Here is a 15,215-nt window from a genome sequence, read left to right on the forward strand (position 1 = left end):
TTTGTATTATTTAGAATTTATAACCAATCTTGAGTCCATACCCAATCGAGTGGTTGTCCTTAAACTCACCCACGTAATAGTCACTACCCGCCTGTGCGCCAAGCTGACCTTTTGCATCGCCTAACCAGTAATATTTCACACCACCAGAAATAAAGTATTGGGATGTTGGGCTATATTGAGCACCGATTCCTAAATTGTAATATCCCTTGGTTGGGCCACCCGTTGAGACTTTATCACCTGCACCAGAGTCCCAACCCACTGACACAGAGCCTAACCATTTAGGTGAAAAACGTTGCCCTACTCCCAAATTTAAAGTCCATTGGTCATCGTCATAACGAACCAAATTAAACCCTTCTGGACGGCTCGGTGTTGATAGCACCCCGACAACTTTTGAAATTTCACCAAAACGGTAAGGTTGTAGCGCCAAATCACTCCAATTTACCCAACGCAAGCTACCGAACAATAAAGTTCCCTGACGTAAACCCGTTTGAAACTCCAAATTCACTGAGTCTGGAGATTTAAATTTGGTTGTGCCAGAACCTTCGCCATTAGGTAACTCTGAAATAATGTGATTTAAATAGTTTTTCTTTTGCTCGGTCATCTGCCCGATAGAAATCATATAGTCGAGATGTTGGCTAACTAAATCGCGTCCTTGCTGAGTCGTTAACATATCAATTAACGGCGCATTTTCAGTTGCGTTTACTTTGTGGGTAATAGCTGAACGATAGGTAAGCGAAACTTTAACGGCCTTTTCAGGAATTTGATAAGCCAGTCCAGCTAACCAACCCCAATCGCCCACAGTTTTAGTTTGAAAGTCATAGCCATTATAAAGACTAAATACATTGCCTCTTAAATTGACCTGACTTTTGAAAGTTTGATAAACCGGCCCTGCAAAAATATTCCAGTTTTTATTAGGCTGATATCCCGCAATGAGGCTGAAACTTTGAATATCAAATTCCGATTTAGCATTTCCTGTGGGAACTTGGCCAGAAGTAGCATTTGCAAGGCTTGTAGTCGTAATACCGGGAAGCATAACTGTGTCTTTCGGGGTTGCGACAAAGCCATTTACACCTGAATATTCGGTGTCAGCCCCAAAAGGCTGATCGTAAAGCAATCCAAATGAATACTGCGGTGCAAGCTGAAATTTTAAAGCTGCAGTCGGCCGATAATCTGTATTGGCAATATCGGAAATTGACTGATGTGAAGGGTTAGTACCAGATTCCACTCCTTTTAAATCAGTATCTGTCACACCTAAACTGGCTTCAAAATAATTTCCCGGTTGTAAAAATGCTGATACGGATTGGCCTGTTTTATCAAATGCAGCAGCATGTAATGCACTTGTACAAATTGAAGCGATTCCCAATACTAATGTTCTATTTCTTACTACAAAAATCATGGATCCATCCTGGATTTTTTTATTTTGATTGTTAACTTTATTTAGATTTTGAGTGGTGTGCTTAGCCCCAAACGCCAATTCGTTGACTGTGGATGCCATATTTAAAAATTATACGATTGCCTCTCTGAAATGAGATAATTCGCTTTTAACTCAAGATTAAAGACGACAAAGATTTAAAACTTTCAGATAATTTTTTAAGAAACTTTTGTATTTATTGCTGTTAATATTAAAGCGCATGATAGATTTCCCAATCCTTCATATCTCTATAAATCACGGCGCACCAAACTAGAAAAGCTAAAGCGATGATATTTATATACCTTTGCTTTAGCTTATAAATTTATCGGATATACAGTCTGTAGATTAAGATAGTACAGACATCAGTAATCTAAATCTTCATCTAAAATTCATATTTCGCCATCATTTCTATACGCTTATCTTTCCCTACTTGCTGGCTTACAGTGTTACGTTCACCATAGACATATTCAACCCCAAAAGTTAGTGGTTTATTGGGTTTAAACATCAGATTAGCCCAACTCTGTTGTAACTTTTTATTGGCATCTTTTGTTATTACGTCTTTATCTTCATACATCAATGCACCATGACCTATTGTGCCCCTTAACTTTTCATTAAATTGATAAGTAAGGCCCAATTGAAATGCATCAAAATCAATTAATTCGACATCATCTCCATTTTGGATATGACGGACATTATCTGAAGTTGCCAGTAATAACTTATTATCTCCAGAAACATGCGAATAGTTGCTATTAAATAATAAGGATGGCGTGATTTTATAGCGAAGACCTAATGCTGCACCCCATCCCATTTTAGTTTCATCATTTTCATTGCGTAGACGTACTTCTTGGATCAAACCACGTGCGGTCATTACACCTTTGTCCGTAGCAAATTCATATTTCAATTTACTTGCCAGTAAAGGCAGACGGTTCTCGTCATTTCCTTTTTCTAAGCTCAAGAAATAAGAGGTTGATGCATTGAGTGGCCCTGAATAACGCACCATTGGATTACGGTTGGTACCTCCACCTAATGCGGTATTTGAATCTAGCATTTCTGGTGCTGTTTCAGTTGAAAGAAAAGTAGACGTCGTTTGTCCAATCAACCACCGATCATAGTTTAAATAAACATGTCGCAGACGGGCATTGTCTTTATTTGCCCCACCACGAAAATCTATTTCAATTTTCCCTTTTAACGTCTTTTCCCCTACAGCAGTATTAAAATCTAAACCAATACGAGAGGCATTGACGGTCGAATCCAAGCGATCTTCAGTCGATTTTTTATCAGGATCATCTTCTAGTAACACACCATTAATGCGGTTAAACATACCTTTCGCACCTTCAAACTGATAGGCAGTATCAGCACGAACAAAGCCATACAAATTAACATCGGCACCGGATTTTGTTTGCCATTTGAATATAGCTTGAGTATTTTTTCAGGCGACGTGATAGCACTTGCCGTAGGTACGTGTGGGACCTGTACACTATTTGTAGGTATTGCTTGCTGAGCCTGAAGCATTTGTCGGAGTTCATTCACTTCAGCACGTAACTGTTCAAGTTCACTGCTCTGATTGGCATGGGTAAATGTAGTAATTGTGGTCAAGCTAACGATTAGTACTGTCTTAGGTGAGTTAAATTTCATTTTGCATTCCTTTGTTTTATTTCAAAAAAGCGTGCTGTTCATCCATTTACAAAAATTGTAGATATAGTCTCCCCTTAAATCGCTTTTTCAGCTCTTTAAAAATGTCTTACTTACTTTTTAGATTTAAAAAACAATTGCAGACTGTATTGATAAAAAAAGCGTGTAGTGAGAATTACGAAAATTAATCTTGAGAGTTGAAAGGAAACGACGATGGGTACTGCGAGTCCAAGAGCTTTAGCCATCAGTGACATTTCTGCGATGCCTCCGGGTGAAAGCCCTAAAATCAAGATTTGTTTTTCTGTATGACTTAAATTAACCAGTAATAAAGCAACGCTGATCGATAGCGCTAAAGCCAGTAAATTGAATATCAGTGTGATTCCAATAAATTTTTTATTTTTCCTTAAAAAGCTAAATGGAAATTTGCTACCTAATGACCAGCCAATACAGACTTGACCAAAGGCAGTAAACCATTCAGGCAATTTCATCTGAAGTATTCCACAAAATGACAATAACCCAATAATGGCGAGTGGCCCCAAAATCCAAGCATTCAAAAGATTAAAAAATTGAAAAACCTTACCCACAAACAGAGCCAGACAAAACAGCAATACAACCTGAAAAAAGCTAAATTGATCCGATACTGGTATCTTTAAACCAGTCCATTCGACATGAAAATAAAGCTCCATAAAAATTGGAACCAGCACAACCAAAATCACAATTCTCAAACTATGGGCAGCAACGACTTTATCGACTTGAGCTTGATATCGTTCTGCAATATTCACCATTTCACTGGCGCTACCAATCGCAGAAGAAAACCATGCAGTTGCCCAATCCAAGGCATTAACTCGATATTGCAATCCAGCCAGCAACGTACCCAACACAAGTGACCATGCCAAACCTATGAGGATAAAGCCCCAATATGCTGCCACTGCCTGTACCAAAGCTGGTGAAAAGTATAGGCCTAAAGCCATACCAATAATGACCTGCCCTATGCGTCGCCACTGGGGATCACAGGCAAGTGGATGACCAACACTACCGAACAATAAAGCCGTCAATAAAGGTCCAAGCAACCAAGGCAAGGGAATATGCAAATATTTGGCAATTAAAGCTCCGACCAGAGCAATTGCTAATCCTTTGAGATTTGAGCTTATTTTTTCCATAATTCAGAGCAATAATAGTCAACCAATGCTGACTATTATTGCTGTCCTTTTAAGCTTGTTGCTTTTTGATAAACAAGTATTTACGAACGATTGGCAAGATCAATAATAATCCTGACATGATCCAAAGTCCTATACTAATGTTACTGCTCCATAAGACATCAAGTTCCCCTTGAGAAATTGAGAGTGCACGGCGCAGATTCGATTCCATTAATTCGCCAAGTACAAAACCAAGAATCAGTGGAGCTAAGGGAAAATCAAATTTTCTGAGAATATATCCACATACACCTAAGCCCATACATAACAGCAAGTCAAAGATATTGCTATGAATAGCATACACACCAACAAAACTCACACTTGCGATGATCGGGATCAGAATGTAATTAGGAATACTCAGCATGCGGGCAAAGAAGCCGACCAATGGCAAGTTCAATACCAACAGAATGATATTACCCACCATAAGCGATGCAATCAGCGACCACACCAATACAGGTTGCTGAACAAATAACTGCGGACCTGGTGCGATGTTGTACATAAGCAATGCGCCCATCATGACCGCAGTCGTCCCCGAGCCCGGCACACCTAGTGTCAACATAGGTACAAATGAACCACAAGCGGCTGCGTTATTCGCACTTTCTGGTGCAGCAAGCCCACGTAAATCACCTTTACCAAACTTGCTACTATCCTTTGCCATTTTACGTTCAGTGGTATAGGCCATCGCACTTGCAACGGTTGCACCTGCTCCTGGAAGAATGCCCAAGAAGAAACCAATCACTGAACTACGGATAATAGCAACCAACGAGAAAAAGAACTCTTTAAGATTAAAAAGAGAACGCTTTCCTTGTTTTAAGGCAACTTGACCAATTGTCGTACGTTCGAGCATTAATAGGATTTCGCTTACACTAAATAGGCCAATAACCAAAGTAGTAAAAGCAATACCGTCACTTAAACCCACACTGTTAAAGGTAAAGCGATATACACCTGTAATTGCATCCATTCCCACAGTTGAAAGTGCTAGGCCCATGAGTGCCATAATTAAAGTTTTAAAAGGCTGCGTACTGACCAGACCAGTTAAACAAACAATTGCAAAGACCATCAAAGCAAAATATTCAGCAGGTCCAAACGCAATTGCCCATTTCGCCAATATAGGAGCAAACAACACAATCCCAATAAAGGCGACAGTACTCCCAACAAAGGAACTAACCGATGACAAAGACAATGCAATTCCTGCCTTACCTTGCTGTGCCAATGGATAACCATCTAACGTGGTCATAATGGCTCCAGCATCTCCGGGTACGTTTAACAGAATCGCTGAAATACGTCCGCCATATTCACAGCCCAAATAAACTGCTGCCAATAAAATCAAGGCACTATCTACGGGTAAACCCAAAGCGTAAGCAAACGGCAATAAAATTGCCACACCATTAATTGGACCTAACCCCGGTAATAAGCCAACAATCGTTCCAATAAATGCGCCAATCAAAGCAATTAAAAGATTCTGTGGTTGTAAAGCAACCTCAAACCCCATCATTAAAAAACTTAATACATCCATAGCGGGTCATCCTTAACCAAAAAATCCAAGTGGTAACGGCACATCCAAGAAACGGTCAAACATATAGTAGGTACTCATACTAAGTACCAAACCTGTCACCAAAACCGGTATGGTTTTGCCATGGAAAAGTTTGCCCACTGCAATGGTCATCAACAGGGTCGCAACAATAAAGCCGAGCCATTCAAAAACTAATGCATATAGCGTTAAAGCCACCACACACAACACTAACTTAACGACTAGATGTTTTGTCCATCCCAATTCCACGGGTTCAAACATAATGGCCGGTCGAATAGTGAGATACGCTGCACTCGCGGTAATTAAGCCCATTAATAAAATAGGAAAAGCTTTAGGGCCCACTGGATCGTAGGAAATTGGGGCTTCAAAATTGCTCGCATAAATCAACAAAAATAACCCACAAACCGTAATAATGGCGGTAAGAATCCGTTCAGATTTCATCATCTATCCTCAGAAAAAAACTGAGCTGAAAATAGTTTCTCAACCCAGCCGATTTGTTATTGTGATAATTTATATTCTTGCGATAACTGCCGCATTTCCGCGGTCTGTTTATAAACATAAGCAGTGAGTTCTTCACCTGTCAGCTGAAATGGGAGTAGATCCTGATTTTCACGGACTGCGTCAAATTTCTGGTTAGCCATCATTTTATCGAAGGCATTTTTCCACCAACCATAAGCTTCATCACTGACCTTTGGCCCCATATAGAAACCACGGATCACCGGCCACTCAATGTCATAGCCTTGCTCTTTTGCAGTAGGTAATTTTGAGAACTTCCCGTCTAAACGCTTGTTAGCAAAAACTGCCAATACCCGAATATCACCAGACTCTAGGTATGAACTGACTTCACTAATATTGCCTACCCCAACTTGAATATGCTGTCCCAGTAATGAAGTCAGCACTTCCCCACCGCCTTCAAGTGCAACAAATCTTAAATCGGCAGGACTAATACCTGCTTTTTTTGCCAACATTGCTGTTTGCATCCAGTCTTGACCGCCCACACTTCCGGCACCACCAAAGCTAAGTGCTTTTGGGTTTTCTCTGAGTGCTTTCATCAAGTCATCAAGGTTTTTCAATGGTGAGTCTTTATGTACCGAAACCAGACCATAATCGACGGCGACGCCAGACAACCATTTCACATCTTTTTCAGTGAAGTGTCCGAATTTTCCTTGTGCTAAGTTCAAGAGTGAACCAGTGGAAAATGCAACCACGGCATTATTATTCGCAGGATCACTGTTTACGATTTTGTTATAGGCTACGGCACCTACCCCACCCGGCATATAGGTTACGCGTATTGGATCTTTGAGCTGGTCTGTTTGTTTAAAGCCAGATTGAATCAATTTACAGGTCATATCAAACCCGCCACCCGGCTTGGCTGGGGCTATACATTCCGGACGTTTTGGCTGACCCGCCTCTTTAGAAGCATTTCCTGAACCACACCCAGCCATTGTCACACTGACGCATGTTAATGCGAGTAAAGTTAAATTTTTCATGTTACATACATCCTTATAACGTTTGCTCTATTCATATTTTGATTTTTACCAATCTCCATAATCGACCTCCTTGGCACGATCATGCTTATCGGTTTTTAGTTTTGGTCTTATGTTTGAAATGCGCTTTTCACAGCGAACTTCTGTAATGCAGCGTTACTATAAAAATTACGAATCAATCGACTGAAAGAAATAGCTAAGGAGAGGGAAAGTTAGGACAATCACCAGATCTATAATGAGAATTAAAACCTTTGCAAAAATATCCTGAAATGCTACGGTTAAATAATACTGATGAATAACAATAAGATAGTAAAAAATAATCCATTGTGTTGTCTTTTGCATATCCATGCTATGGGTAACGTTTAATGTTCAAATCAATAACCCTGTTTACCCAATCTTCCCTTCTGATCAAATGAGCGAAATCCTCATATATTTTTCCAATAGTTATTGAATCAGTTACTCTTCTTCATAATTTGAAAATCCATCATATTTTTTAATGCTTCATGCATTTAATGCTCTCCTTTTCTCATTTGAAAAGATTAAAGCACAGATCAAGAAAACATCGTGATACCAATAAATTAAAGGGGGCATTAGTAAAATTAAATAGGTTAAAACTCTAAGAAAAGAGCATGGGAGAGACTGAAAATTTAAGGGTAAATTTATCGTAATAATAAATAAAAGTTAGAGGAGAAATTTTTATATTAAAGTTGAAAAAGATCGTTTTTATTGTTTTTAGAATATCAAATTAAAGATCTTTTTTATGGATTGCTGTTAATATTAAAGTGCATGATAGATTTCCCAATCCTTCATATCTGTACAAATTAAATCAAGGATGATGAGCGAACACATTTATTATGGAAATCAAACAAATAAAGTATTTTTTGACTGTGGTTGAAGCAGGTAGTATTGGTAAAGCTGCCCAAAAACTCGATGTGGGTGCTTCTGCTATTAGCCAGCAAATTAGTAAATTAGAACAAGAGCTAAGCATTCGCCTATTACAGCGTAATGCCTTTGGTGTAACCCCTACTCCAGCAGGTCTCGCCTTTTTAAAACATTCTCAACTTATTTTACGTCAAGTGAACTTCGCGGTAGATGCTGCTCATTCTGCACGACTGTCTGGACATGTCAGCCTTGGCTTTCCACCGACCATTACTGCTTTGATTGGCATCCCTTTAATGAAACTAATGTCTGAACGTTACCCAGATATTCGTTTAGAGATTGTGGAAACGCTATCGGGGAATCTAATTCAATCCATTAACTCGCGTCAGCTCGATATCGCCATTATTTTTACCAATGAAATTGATAAACAGTGGTCAATTCAACCCTTGGTACGCGAGCAAATGTATTTAATGGCACGAAAGGAAGTGCTAGAAGAATATGGTCTTGCCGATTGCATCAAAAGTGGTGTGATTCAGTCTCAACAAATTGGAGACCTTCCTTTAGTATTACCACGTCAGCGCCATAGCTTAAGAAAGTTGCTTGAGCACAAGATTGGTCAGCTTAATGTCGTCTATGAAATTGATGGCCTACACTTACTCATGGACAGTCTAATTCACCTCGACCTTGCCAGCGTCCGCCCAGGTAGCGCTTGTCTGCAAGAGTACAAACATAAGCTTCAATTACTCAAGTTAGTAGACCCTGAAGTTGAACGAATCAATTACTTGGTAAGCCTTGCCGAAGAAGAATTATCACCTGCCGCACTTGCCGCAAAGTCAGCCATTAAAGCCTGTGTGAAAGATTTGATTCAAAACCAGATTTGGCCATGTTCTGAAATTATTTTATAAAGAGTCATTAATTTTATTAAATACCTAATTAATTTTGCCCTCTCACTCCCTCCTGCTTTTTGAGATTACATTTTCGTCCGAATGATAAGTGGTTTTCTGCTTATCGAAATATAGATGTGTAGTTTGAACTGGAAACAAGGCATCACATTTTCTGCAAAGGACCTCGCTAAATCTCATCTCTAACCCATTTGCTCTTTAGATTTATTGATTGAATCAATTTAGGTCCAGCCTCGAAAATCGTGAATGTTTCCATTTTGTCAGGCCAAGGAGGTCTCCAATGGATGTCGTGAATAACCGTAGGGCTACTTTTAAAAAAATATTAAATGTAACGAGTGGCAACTTTTTAGAGCAGTACGACTTTTTTCTTTTTGGTTTCTATGCCACTTATATCGCGGCAAAATTTTTCCACTCTGAAAATGAATATGTCTCTTTAATGATGACATTTACCGTATTTGCTGCGGGTTTTCTTATGCGTCCTCTCGGCGCTATTTTCTTGGGCGCTTATGTCGACAGAGTTGGTCGACGTAAGGGTCTTATTGTTACTTTAAGTCTTATGGCCATCGGAACCATCTTAATTACCTTTGTACCAGGTTATGAAACCATAGGTATTATTGCGCCGATTTTGGTGGTGATTGGACGTCTATTACAAGGCTTCTCGGCAGGTGTTGAATCTGGCGGTGTTTCTATTTATCTCGCAGAGATTGCAACGGATAAAAATCGCGGATTTATCACAAGCTGGCAGTCTGGCAGCCAACAAGTTGCTGTTGTGTTTGCCGCACTACTTGGCTACTGGCTCAACACCATCTTAACTACGGCTCAAGTGGGTGAATGGGGCTGGCGTATTCCGTTCTTAATCGGTTGTTTGATTATTCCTTTAATCTTCTTGTTCCGTCGTACGTTAGAGGAAACTGAAGACTTTAAATCGCAAAAGACCCATCCTTCAACAAAAGAAATTTTCAGCACACTGGCGAGCAACTGGCGCATCGTCCTTGCAGGCATGATGATGAGTGCCATGACGACGACCACTTTCTACTTTATTACGGTTTACACCACAGTGTATGCAAAACGTACTTTAGAAATGTCAGTAACAGATAGCCTTTTAGCAACAGTGTTTGTTGGTTTGTCTAATTTCTTCTGGTTACCAATGGGTGGTTTGCTTTCAGACAAAATTGGCCGTCGTCCAGTACTAGTCGGCATTACCACACTTGCTCTCTTTACAAGTTATCCGGTTTTAAGTTGGTTAGTGAGCAACATTAGCTTCTCAAACCTTCTAATTACGCTTGCTTACTTCTCGTTCTTCTTTGGTATGTACAACGGAACCATGGTCGCAACCCTTGCAGAAGTGATGCCGAAACGTGTGCGTACAGTTGGTTTCTCTTTAGCATTCAGCCTTGCAGCCGCTATTTTTGGTGGTATGACACCAATGGCTTGTACCTTCCTTGTCGAAAACACAGGCAACCCAAGTACCCCTGCTTTCTGGCTCATGCTTGCTGCAGTCTGTAGCCTTATCTCAAGCTTGTATCTATGCCGCGGTTCTAAACAGAAAAATACTGACGCGATTGCTGAACCTGCAAAAATTAGCGCTTAAAACAACTACTACTTAACCTGAAATTTTAATGAACAGTACGGCAGATCTTAAATCTCCGTACTGTGTTCTCCTGTCATTAAAGCGAGATACTATGAAAAAGTCCCCTATCTTCATGACCATTTGCCTAGCTGGTGCTGGCTTAGGCTCAACTCTTGCTAACGCAGATACAATCGAAGTGATTAGCTCAGGTGGTTTTTATTCATCTATGGAAAAACTCATTCCATTATTTGAAAAACAAACAGGTCATACTGTGCATCTCTCGTCTGGTTCATCAATGGGTGCATCACCAACTGCAATTCCAAATCGACTCGATCGTGGTGAACGTTTTGATGTGGTGGTCTTGGCTGCACCTGAACTCAACAAGCTCGCAGAAAAGGGTTATGTAGACCCCAATTCACAAAGTGCTTTAGTGAATTCAAGCATTGGCATGGCTGTACCTAAAGGTGCACCAAAGCCAGATATCAGCTCTGCAGAAAAATTTGAAAAAGTTTTATTAAATGCCAAGCACATAGGCTATTCAGCAAGTGCGAGTGGTACGCATCTTGAAAAAGATGTTTTCCCAAGCTTCCCGCCTGTCGAGTACAAAGTAATTTCGAGTAAGGCAGAAAAAGTAGTTGGTGACCGCGTTGCAAAACGTATCGCCGAAGGCCAGTTTGATATTGGTTTCCAGCAAATTAGTGAAATCAAACCTTTTACTGGCAAATATGGTCAAGTTGAATTAGTCGGCCCAATCCCTGCACCTTATCAAAAAGTGACGGTATTTGCGGCAGGCATTGGTAAAAACTCGGAACATGCAAAAGTCGCAAAAGAGTTAATTAAATTTGTGAAATCGCCACAAGCAACACAAATTATTGAAGAACAGGGTCTTGAGCAGGTTAAAGAATAAAAGCTCTAAAAGGCAACATCTTGAGGTGATGTTGCCTTTTCTCTTTTAGTGGTTTACTCAAAGCAATAGAACAAAATCTATAGCGATAAACCAGTGTAGAATTAATCCATAAAGGTTAATGTAGTATTTGCCGTGGAACTTAAACAATTAAAGTATTTTATTGCAGTGATCGAGTCAGGAAGCTTGGGTAAAGCTGCAAAAAATCTCGATATTGGAACTTCTGCATTAAGCCAGCAAATCTCAAAATTAGAAAGCGAGCTTTCTATTCGCCTTTTACAACGTACCGCTTTGGGTACGGTTCCCACCCCTGCGGGTTTAGCTTTTTTTCAACAGGTGCAACTGGCACTTAGACACCTAGACCATGCTGTAGATTCTGCACACTCTTCACGTTTAAGTGGTCACGTCACCGTCGGTTTTTCACCGAGTGTTGCGGCTGTTATTGGCACACATTTTTTAAAACTCATGAGAAATCGCTACCCAGACATTAAAGTCCGTTTAATTGAAGGGTTATCGGGGGACCTCAAGGCCTTAGTGAATGCAAGGCAACTCGATGTTGCCATCATCTTTAGTGACGATGTCGACCCACAGTGGGCCATACAGCCTTTAGTCAAAGAACAGATGTTTTTAATCTCGCCTAAAGAAGTGTTGAGTCAGTACCACCTTGAAAGCTGTATCGATACTCAGACCATTACTCATTCGCAGCTTAAAGAACTTCCCCTGATTTTACCGAGTCAACGACATGGGCTGCGCTTGTTGCTCGAACAGAAAATTCATCAACTTAAAGTGACCTATGAAATTGATGGGCTGCATTTGTTAATGGAAAGCATTAGCCAACTCGAAATGGCAACCATTCAACCTGCGGGTGCATCGTTAAACTCGCGGCAAGACTTATGTTTACTGCGCATTGTAGAACCTGCAATTGAGCGTATTAACTATTTAATTAGTCTTTCTGAAGAAGAAATCTCACCTGCTACTTTAGCCACCAAAGTAGTGATTCGCGCCTGTGTAAGCAACTTGATTAATGAAAAACGCTGGCCCGGTGCGGAACTCATAAATACTTAAGCGCTTAGTGTTTATTTTTACTAAACACCCATTCAAGCTTAGCCTCTCACTTCACCTTTCCTTTTAAAGCTACATTAGCCCTAGCTGAGAAAGGGAGAAATCCATGCATGATGTGATTGTAATTGGTGGTGGGAATGCCGCACTGTGTGCCGCGCTCACGGCAAAAGAAAGTGGCGCTTCTGTGCTTGTGCTAGAAGCAGCACCTAAAGAATGGCGTGGTGGTAACTCACAACACACTCGTAACCTTCGCTGCATGCATGATGCTCCTCAAGATGTATTGGTTGATGCCTATCCTGAAGAAGAATATTGGCAAGACCTACTTAAAGTGACTGCAGGCAAAACCAATGAGCACTTAGCCCGTCTGGTCATTCGTAGCACGGCGACCTGCCGCGACTGGATGCGTAAACATGGTGTGAATTTTCAGCCGCCGTTATCGGGTGCTTTACATGTTGCACGTACCAATGCCTTTTTTATGGGTGGTGGTAAAGCCCTCATTAATGCGTATTACCGTAGTGCCCAAGAGCTTGGTATCGAAATTTTATACAACACAAAAATTAAAGATCTAAAGTTAAATCAAGGACATTTTGAAGCTGCAATTGCTGAAGATGGCCGTGTGTTTAAAGCAAAAAGCTGTGTATTGGCCGCAGGTGGTTTTGAATCAAATTTGGAGTGGCTAAGAGAAGCATGGGGACAAAATGAAAACGGCGAATGGCCTGCCGATAATTTCATTATTCGTGGTACCCGCTTTAATCAAGGCAACTTGCTTAAATTTATGATAGATCAAGGTGCCGATATTATTGGTGACCCATCGCAATCGCACTGTGTCGCCGTAGATGCACGCGCACCGTTATATGACGGTGGTATTTGTACTCGTATTGACTGCGTTTCCTTGGGAATTGTGGTCAATAACAAAGCCGAACGTTTTTATGATGAAGGCGAAGACTTCTGGCCAAAACGTTATGCGATTTGGGGCCGTCTTGTTGCTAAACAACCCCAGCAAATTGCTTATTCGATTATTGATTCAAAAGCCATTGGTCGCTTTATGCCCCCTGTATTTGCTGGTGTAAAAGCAAATAGCATTCAAGAGTTAGCCGAAAAAATCGGGCTAGATGCCAAAACCTTGTGCCATACCGTAGAAGAATTTAATCAAGCCTGTGTGCAAGGCACCTTTAACCATACTGTTTTAGATGACTGTACCACCGAAAATATTGTTCCCAATAAAACTCATTGGGCCGTTCCTCTTGACCAGCCACCCTTCTATGCCTATGCCCTTAAACCCGGCATTACCTTTACCTATTTAGGTTTAAAAGTAGAAGACGATGCTGCTGTGCGTTTTAACAATAAGCCAAGCAGCAACCTGTTTGTCGCAGGTGAAATGATGGCAGGTAACGTACTTGGTCAGGGTTATACCGCAGGCGTTGGTATGTCGATCGGAACGACGTTTGGGCGAATTGCCGGAAAAAATGCCGCCCACTATGCACTTTCACAAGGAGTTGAACATGAATGCTAATAGCAAAGCCCTAATTCCAGTTGTTCAGCTCTCTGACCATGAGCAAGAAGTCCAAAGAGCCCTACAGATTTGTAATGCTTGTCGCTACTGTGAGTCTTTTTGCGCTGTATTTGCGGCCATGACCAAACGTCTTGAGTTTAACCAAGCCGATATTCATTACCTCGCAAACCTCTGCCATAACTGTGGTGCGTGTTTACATGCTTGCCAGTATGCCCCACCTCATGAGTTTGGGGTAAACATTCCTAAAGCGATGGCACAAGTACGTTTAGAAACTTATCAAGAATTTGCGACCCCTCAGCCTTTAGGTCGACTTTATAAGTCTGTAGGTATTCCTTTTGTCTCGGCTTTAACACTTATTTTCTTTTTTTGCATGTTAGCTGTGGTGTGGTACAAAGGCACTGACTTATTTGCAGGCTACCAAGGTAATTTCTATGCGATTTTCCCGCATAACTTTTTAGCACTATTGTTTGGAGCGACCTTTACAGTTGCGATTGTTTTACTCGGTATTGGAATTAGCAAATTCTGGCGACAAACCTCTAAAGTCATTTATGGCAAAGTTGAGAAACCCGATCTGGTTCAAGCCACTCAAAATGTATTAACACTTAAATATTTAGATGGCGGTCATGGTAAAGGCTGTAATGAGCAAGATGACCGTTACACACAAATCCGCCGTGTGTTCCATCACCTAACTTTTTATGGCTTTATGCTCTGCTTTGCAGCTACAGGTGTAGCGACTTTATATCACTATTTTCTTGACCTACATGCACCTTATCCTTACCTAAGCTTGCCTGTGATTTTAGGCACTTTAGGTGGAATTGGCTTAGTTGTCGGGCCTGCTGGCTTACTCTATTTAAATCTTAAACGTCATCCGTTGCATGGTGACCGTGAGCAAAAACCTGTAGATCGAGGCTTTATTTTCCTTCTACTTATCGTTAGTGCTTCAGGGCTAGCACTTATGGCATTTCGCAATACCCCTTACATGGCACTTTTACTGATTTTCCATTTAGCCACTGTCATGACTTTCTTTATTACCATGCCATTTGGTAAGTTCGCACACGGTTTTTACCGCAGTGCTTCTTTACTCAAATTTGCCATCGAAGAACGTATTTCCAAGAAATCATAATTTCATTC

General features: G+C 40.7%; 10 protein-coding genes and 2 pseudogenes. 6 read left to right on the plus strand and 6 right to left on the minus strand.

Annotation, left to right across the window (positions count from 1 at the left end; translation table 11 throughout):
* Window positions 1–10: 10 nt before the first annotated feature.
* From AAC388_RS14810 to AAC388_RS14835, 6 genes and pseudogenes are all read right to left on the minus strand, one after another.
* Window positions 11–1,396: a long-chain fatty acid transporter gene (locus tag AAC388_RS14810; RefSeq protein ID WP_342370862.1), complete on the minus strand. Its 1,386-nt coding sequence runs from the start codon at window positions 1,394–1,396 to the stop codon at window positions 11–13.
* A 397-nt stretch (window positions 1,397–1,793) separates the two neighbouring features.
* Window positions 1,794–3,046, minus strand: a pseudogene (locus tag AAC388_RS14815) (DcaP family trimeric outer membrane transporter).
* A 110-nt stretch (window positions 3,047–3,156) separates the two neighbouring features.
* Window positions 3,157–4,203 (minus strand): AbrB family transcriptional regulator, encoded by a 1,047-nt coding sequence (locus AAC388_RS14820; RefSeq protein WP_033848187.1) that lies wholly within the window; start codon window positions 4,201–4,203, stop codon window positions 3,157–3,159.
* A gap of 49 nt (window positions 4,204–4,252) precedes the next feature.
* Window positions 4,253–5,752 (minus strand): tripartite tricarboxylate transporter permease, encoded by a 1,500-nt coding sequence (locus tag AAC388_RS14825; RefSeq protein WP_000382837.1) that lies wholly within the window; start codon window positions 5,750–5,752, stop codon window positions 4,253–4,255.
* 12 nt (window positions 5,753–5,764) lie between these two features.
* Entirely contained in the window at window positions 5,765–6,211 is a 447-nt protein-coding gene (locus tag AAC388_RS14830) for a tripartite tricarboxylate transporter TctB family protein (protein WP_078224226.1), read from the minus strand.
* Between the two features lie 53 nt (window positions 6,212–6,264).
* Window positions 6,265–7,316 (minus strand): annotated as a pseudogene (locus AAC388_RS14835) (tripartite tricarboxylate transporter substrate binding protein).
* Between the two features lie 792 nt (window positions 7,317–8,108).
* Between AAC388_RS14835 and AAC388_RS14840 the strand changes: the two are divergent.
* From AAC388_RS14840 to tcuB, 6 genes are all read left to right on the plus strand, one after another.
* A complete protein-coding gene (locus AAC388_RS14840; protein ID WP_005071169.1) occupies window positions 8,109–9,038 on the plus strand; it encodes a LysR family transcriptional regulator in 930 nt (309 codons plus the stop codon).
* 277 nt (window positions 9,039–9,315) lie between these two features.
* Complete coding sequence (locus AAC388_RS14845; protein ID WP_017387501.1) at window positions 9,316–10,626, plus strand: MFS transporter; 1,311 nt, start codon at window positions 9,316–9,318, stop codon at window positions 10,624–10,626.
* Between the two features lie 91 nt (window positions 10,627–10,717).
* On the plus strand, window positions 10,718–11,512 hold the full coding sequence (locus tag AAC388_RS14850) for a substrate-binding domain-containing protein (protein WP_032036850.1): 795 nt from the start codon (window positions 10,718–10,720) through the stop codon (window positions 11,510–11,512).
* Window positions 11,513–11,644: 132 nt separating this feature from the next.
* Window positions 11,645–12,574, plus strand: coding sequence for a LysR substrate-binding domain-containing protein (locus tag AAC388_RS14855; RefSeq protein ID WP_342370863.1), 930 nt, complete (start codon window positions 11,645–11,647; stop codon window positions 12,572–12,574).
* 103 nt (window positions 12,575–12,677) lie between these two features.
* Window positions 12,678–14,084, plus strand: coding sequence for an FAD-dependent tricarballylate dehydrogenase TcuA (gene tcuA / locus AAC388_RS14860; RefSeq protein WP_068930807.1), 1,407 nt, complete (start codon window positions 12,678–12,680; stop codon window positions 14,082–14,084).
* On the plus strand, window positions 14,074–15,207 hold the full coding sequence (gene tcuB, locus AAC388_RS14865; protein ID WP_017481262.1) for a tricarballylate utilization 4Fe-4S protein TcuB: 1,134 nt from the start codon (window positions 14,074–14,076) through the stop codon (window positions 15,205–15,207). Before tcuA ends, tcuB begins: the two co-directional genes overlap by 11 nt.
* The last annotated feature ends 8 nt before the right edge of the window (window positions 15,208–15,215 follow it).

Source organism: Acinetobacter sp. D009 (assembly GCF_038562025.1).
In the GTDB taxonomy this organism is placed as follows: domain Bacteria; phylum Pseudomonadota; class Gammaproteobacteria; order Pseudomonadales; family Moraxellaceae; genus Acinetobacter; species Acinetobacter pittii.

What these genes read in the sequence shown, in the direction of transcription:
- AAC388_RS14810 (WP_342370862.1), bottom strand. Translation starts at nt 1,396, where the DNA reads ATGATTTTTGTAGTAAGAAATAGAACATTAGTATTGGGAATCGCTTCA.
- AAC388_RS14820 (WP_033848187.1), bottom strand. Translation starts at nt 4,203, where the DNA reads ATGGAAAAAATAAGCTCAAATCTCAAAGGATTAGCAATTGCTCTGGTC.
- AAC388_RS14825 (WP_000382837.1), bottom strand. Translation starts at nt 5,752, where the DNA reads ATGGATGTATTAAGTTTTTTAATGATGGGGTTTGAGGTTGCTTTACAA.
- AAC388_RS14830 (WP_078224226.1), bottom strand. Translation starts at nt 6,211, where the DNA reads ATGATGAAATCTGAACGGATTCTTACCGCCATTATTACGGTTTGTGGG.
- AAC388_RS14840 (WP_005071169.1), top strand. Translation starts at nt 8,109, where the DNA reads ATGGAAATCAAACAAATAAAGTATTTTTTGACTGTGGTTGAAGCAGGT.
- AAC388_RS14845 (WP_017387501.1), top strand. Translation starts at nt 9,316, where the DNA reads ATGGATGTCGTGAATAACCGTAGGGCTACTTTTAAAAAAATATTAAAT.
- AAC388_RS14850 (WP_032036850.1), top strand. Translation starts at nt 10,718, where the DNA reads ATGAAAAAGTCCCCTATCTTCATGACCATTTGCCTAGCTGGTGCTGGC.
- tcuA (WP_068930807.1), top strand. Translation starts at nt 12,678, where the DNA reads ATGCATGATGTGATTGTAATTGGTGGTGGGAATGCCGCACTGTGTGCC.
- tcuB (WP_017481262.1), top strand. Translation starts at nt 14,074, where the DNA reads ATGAATGCTAATAGCAAAGCCCTAATTCCAGTTGTTCAGCTCTCTGAC.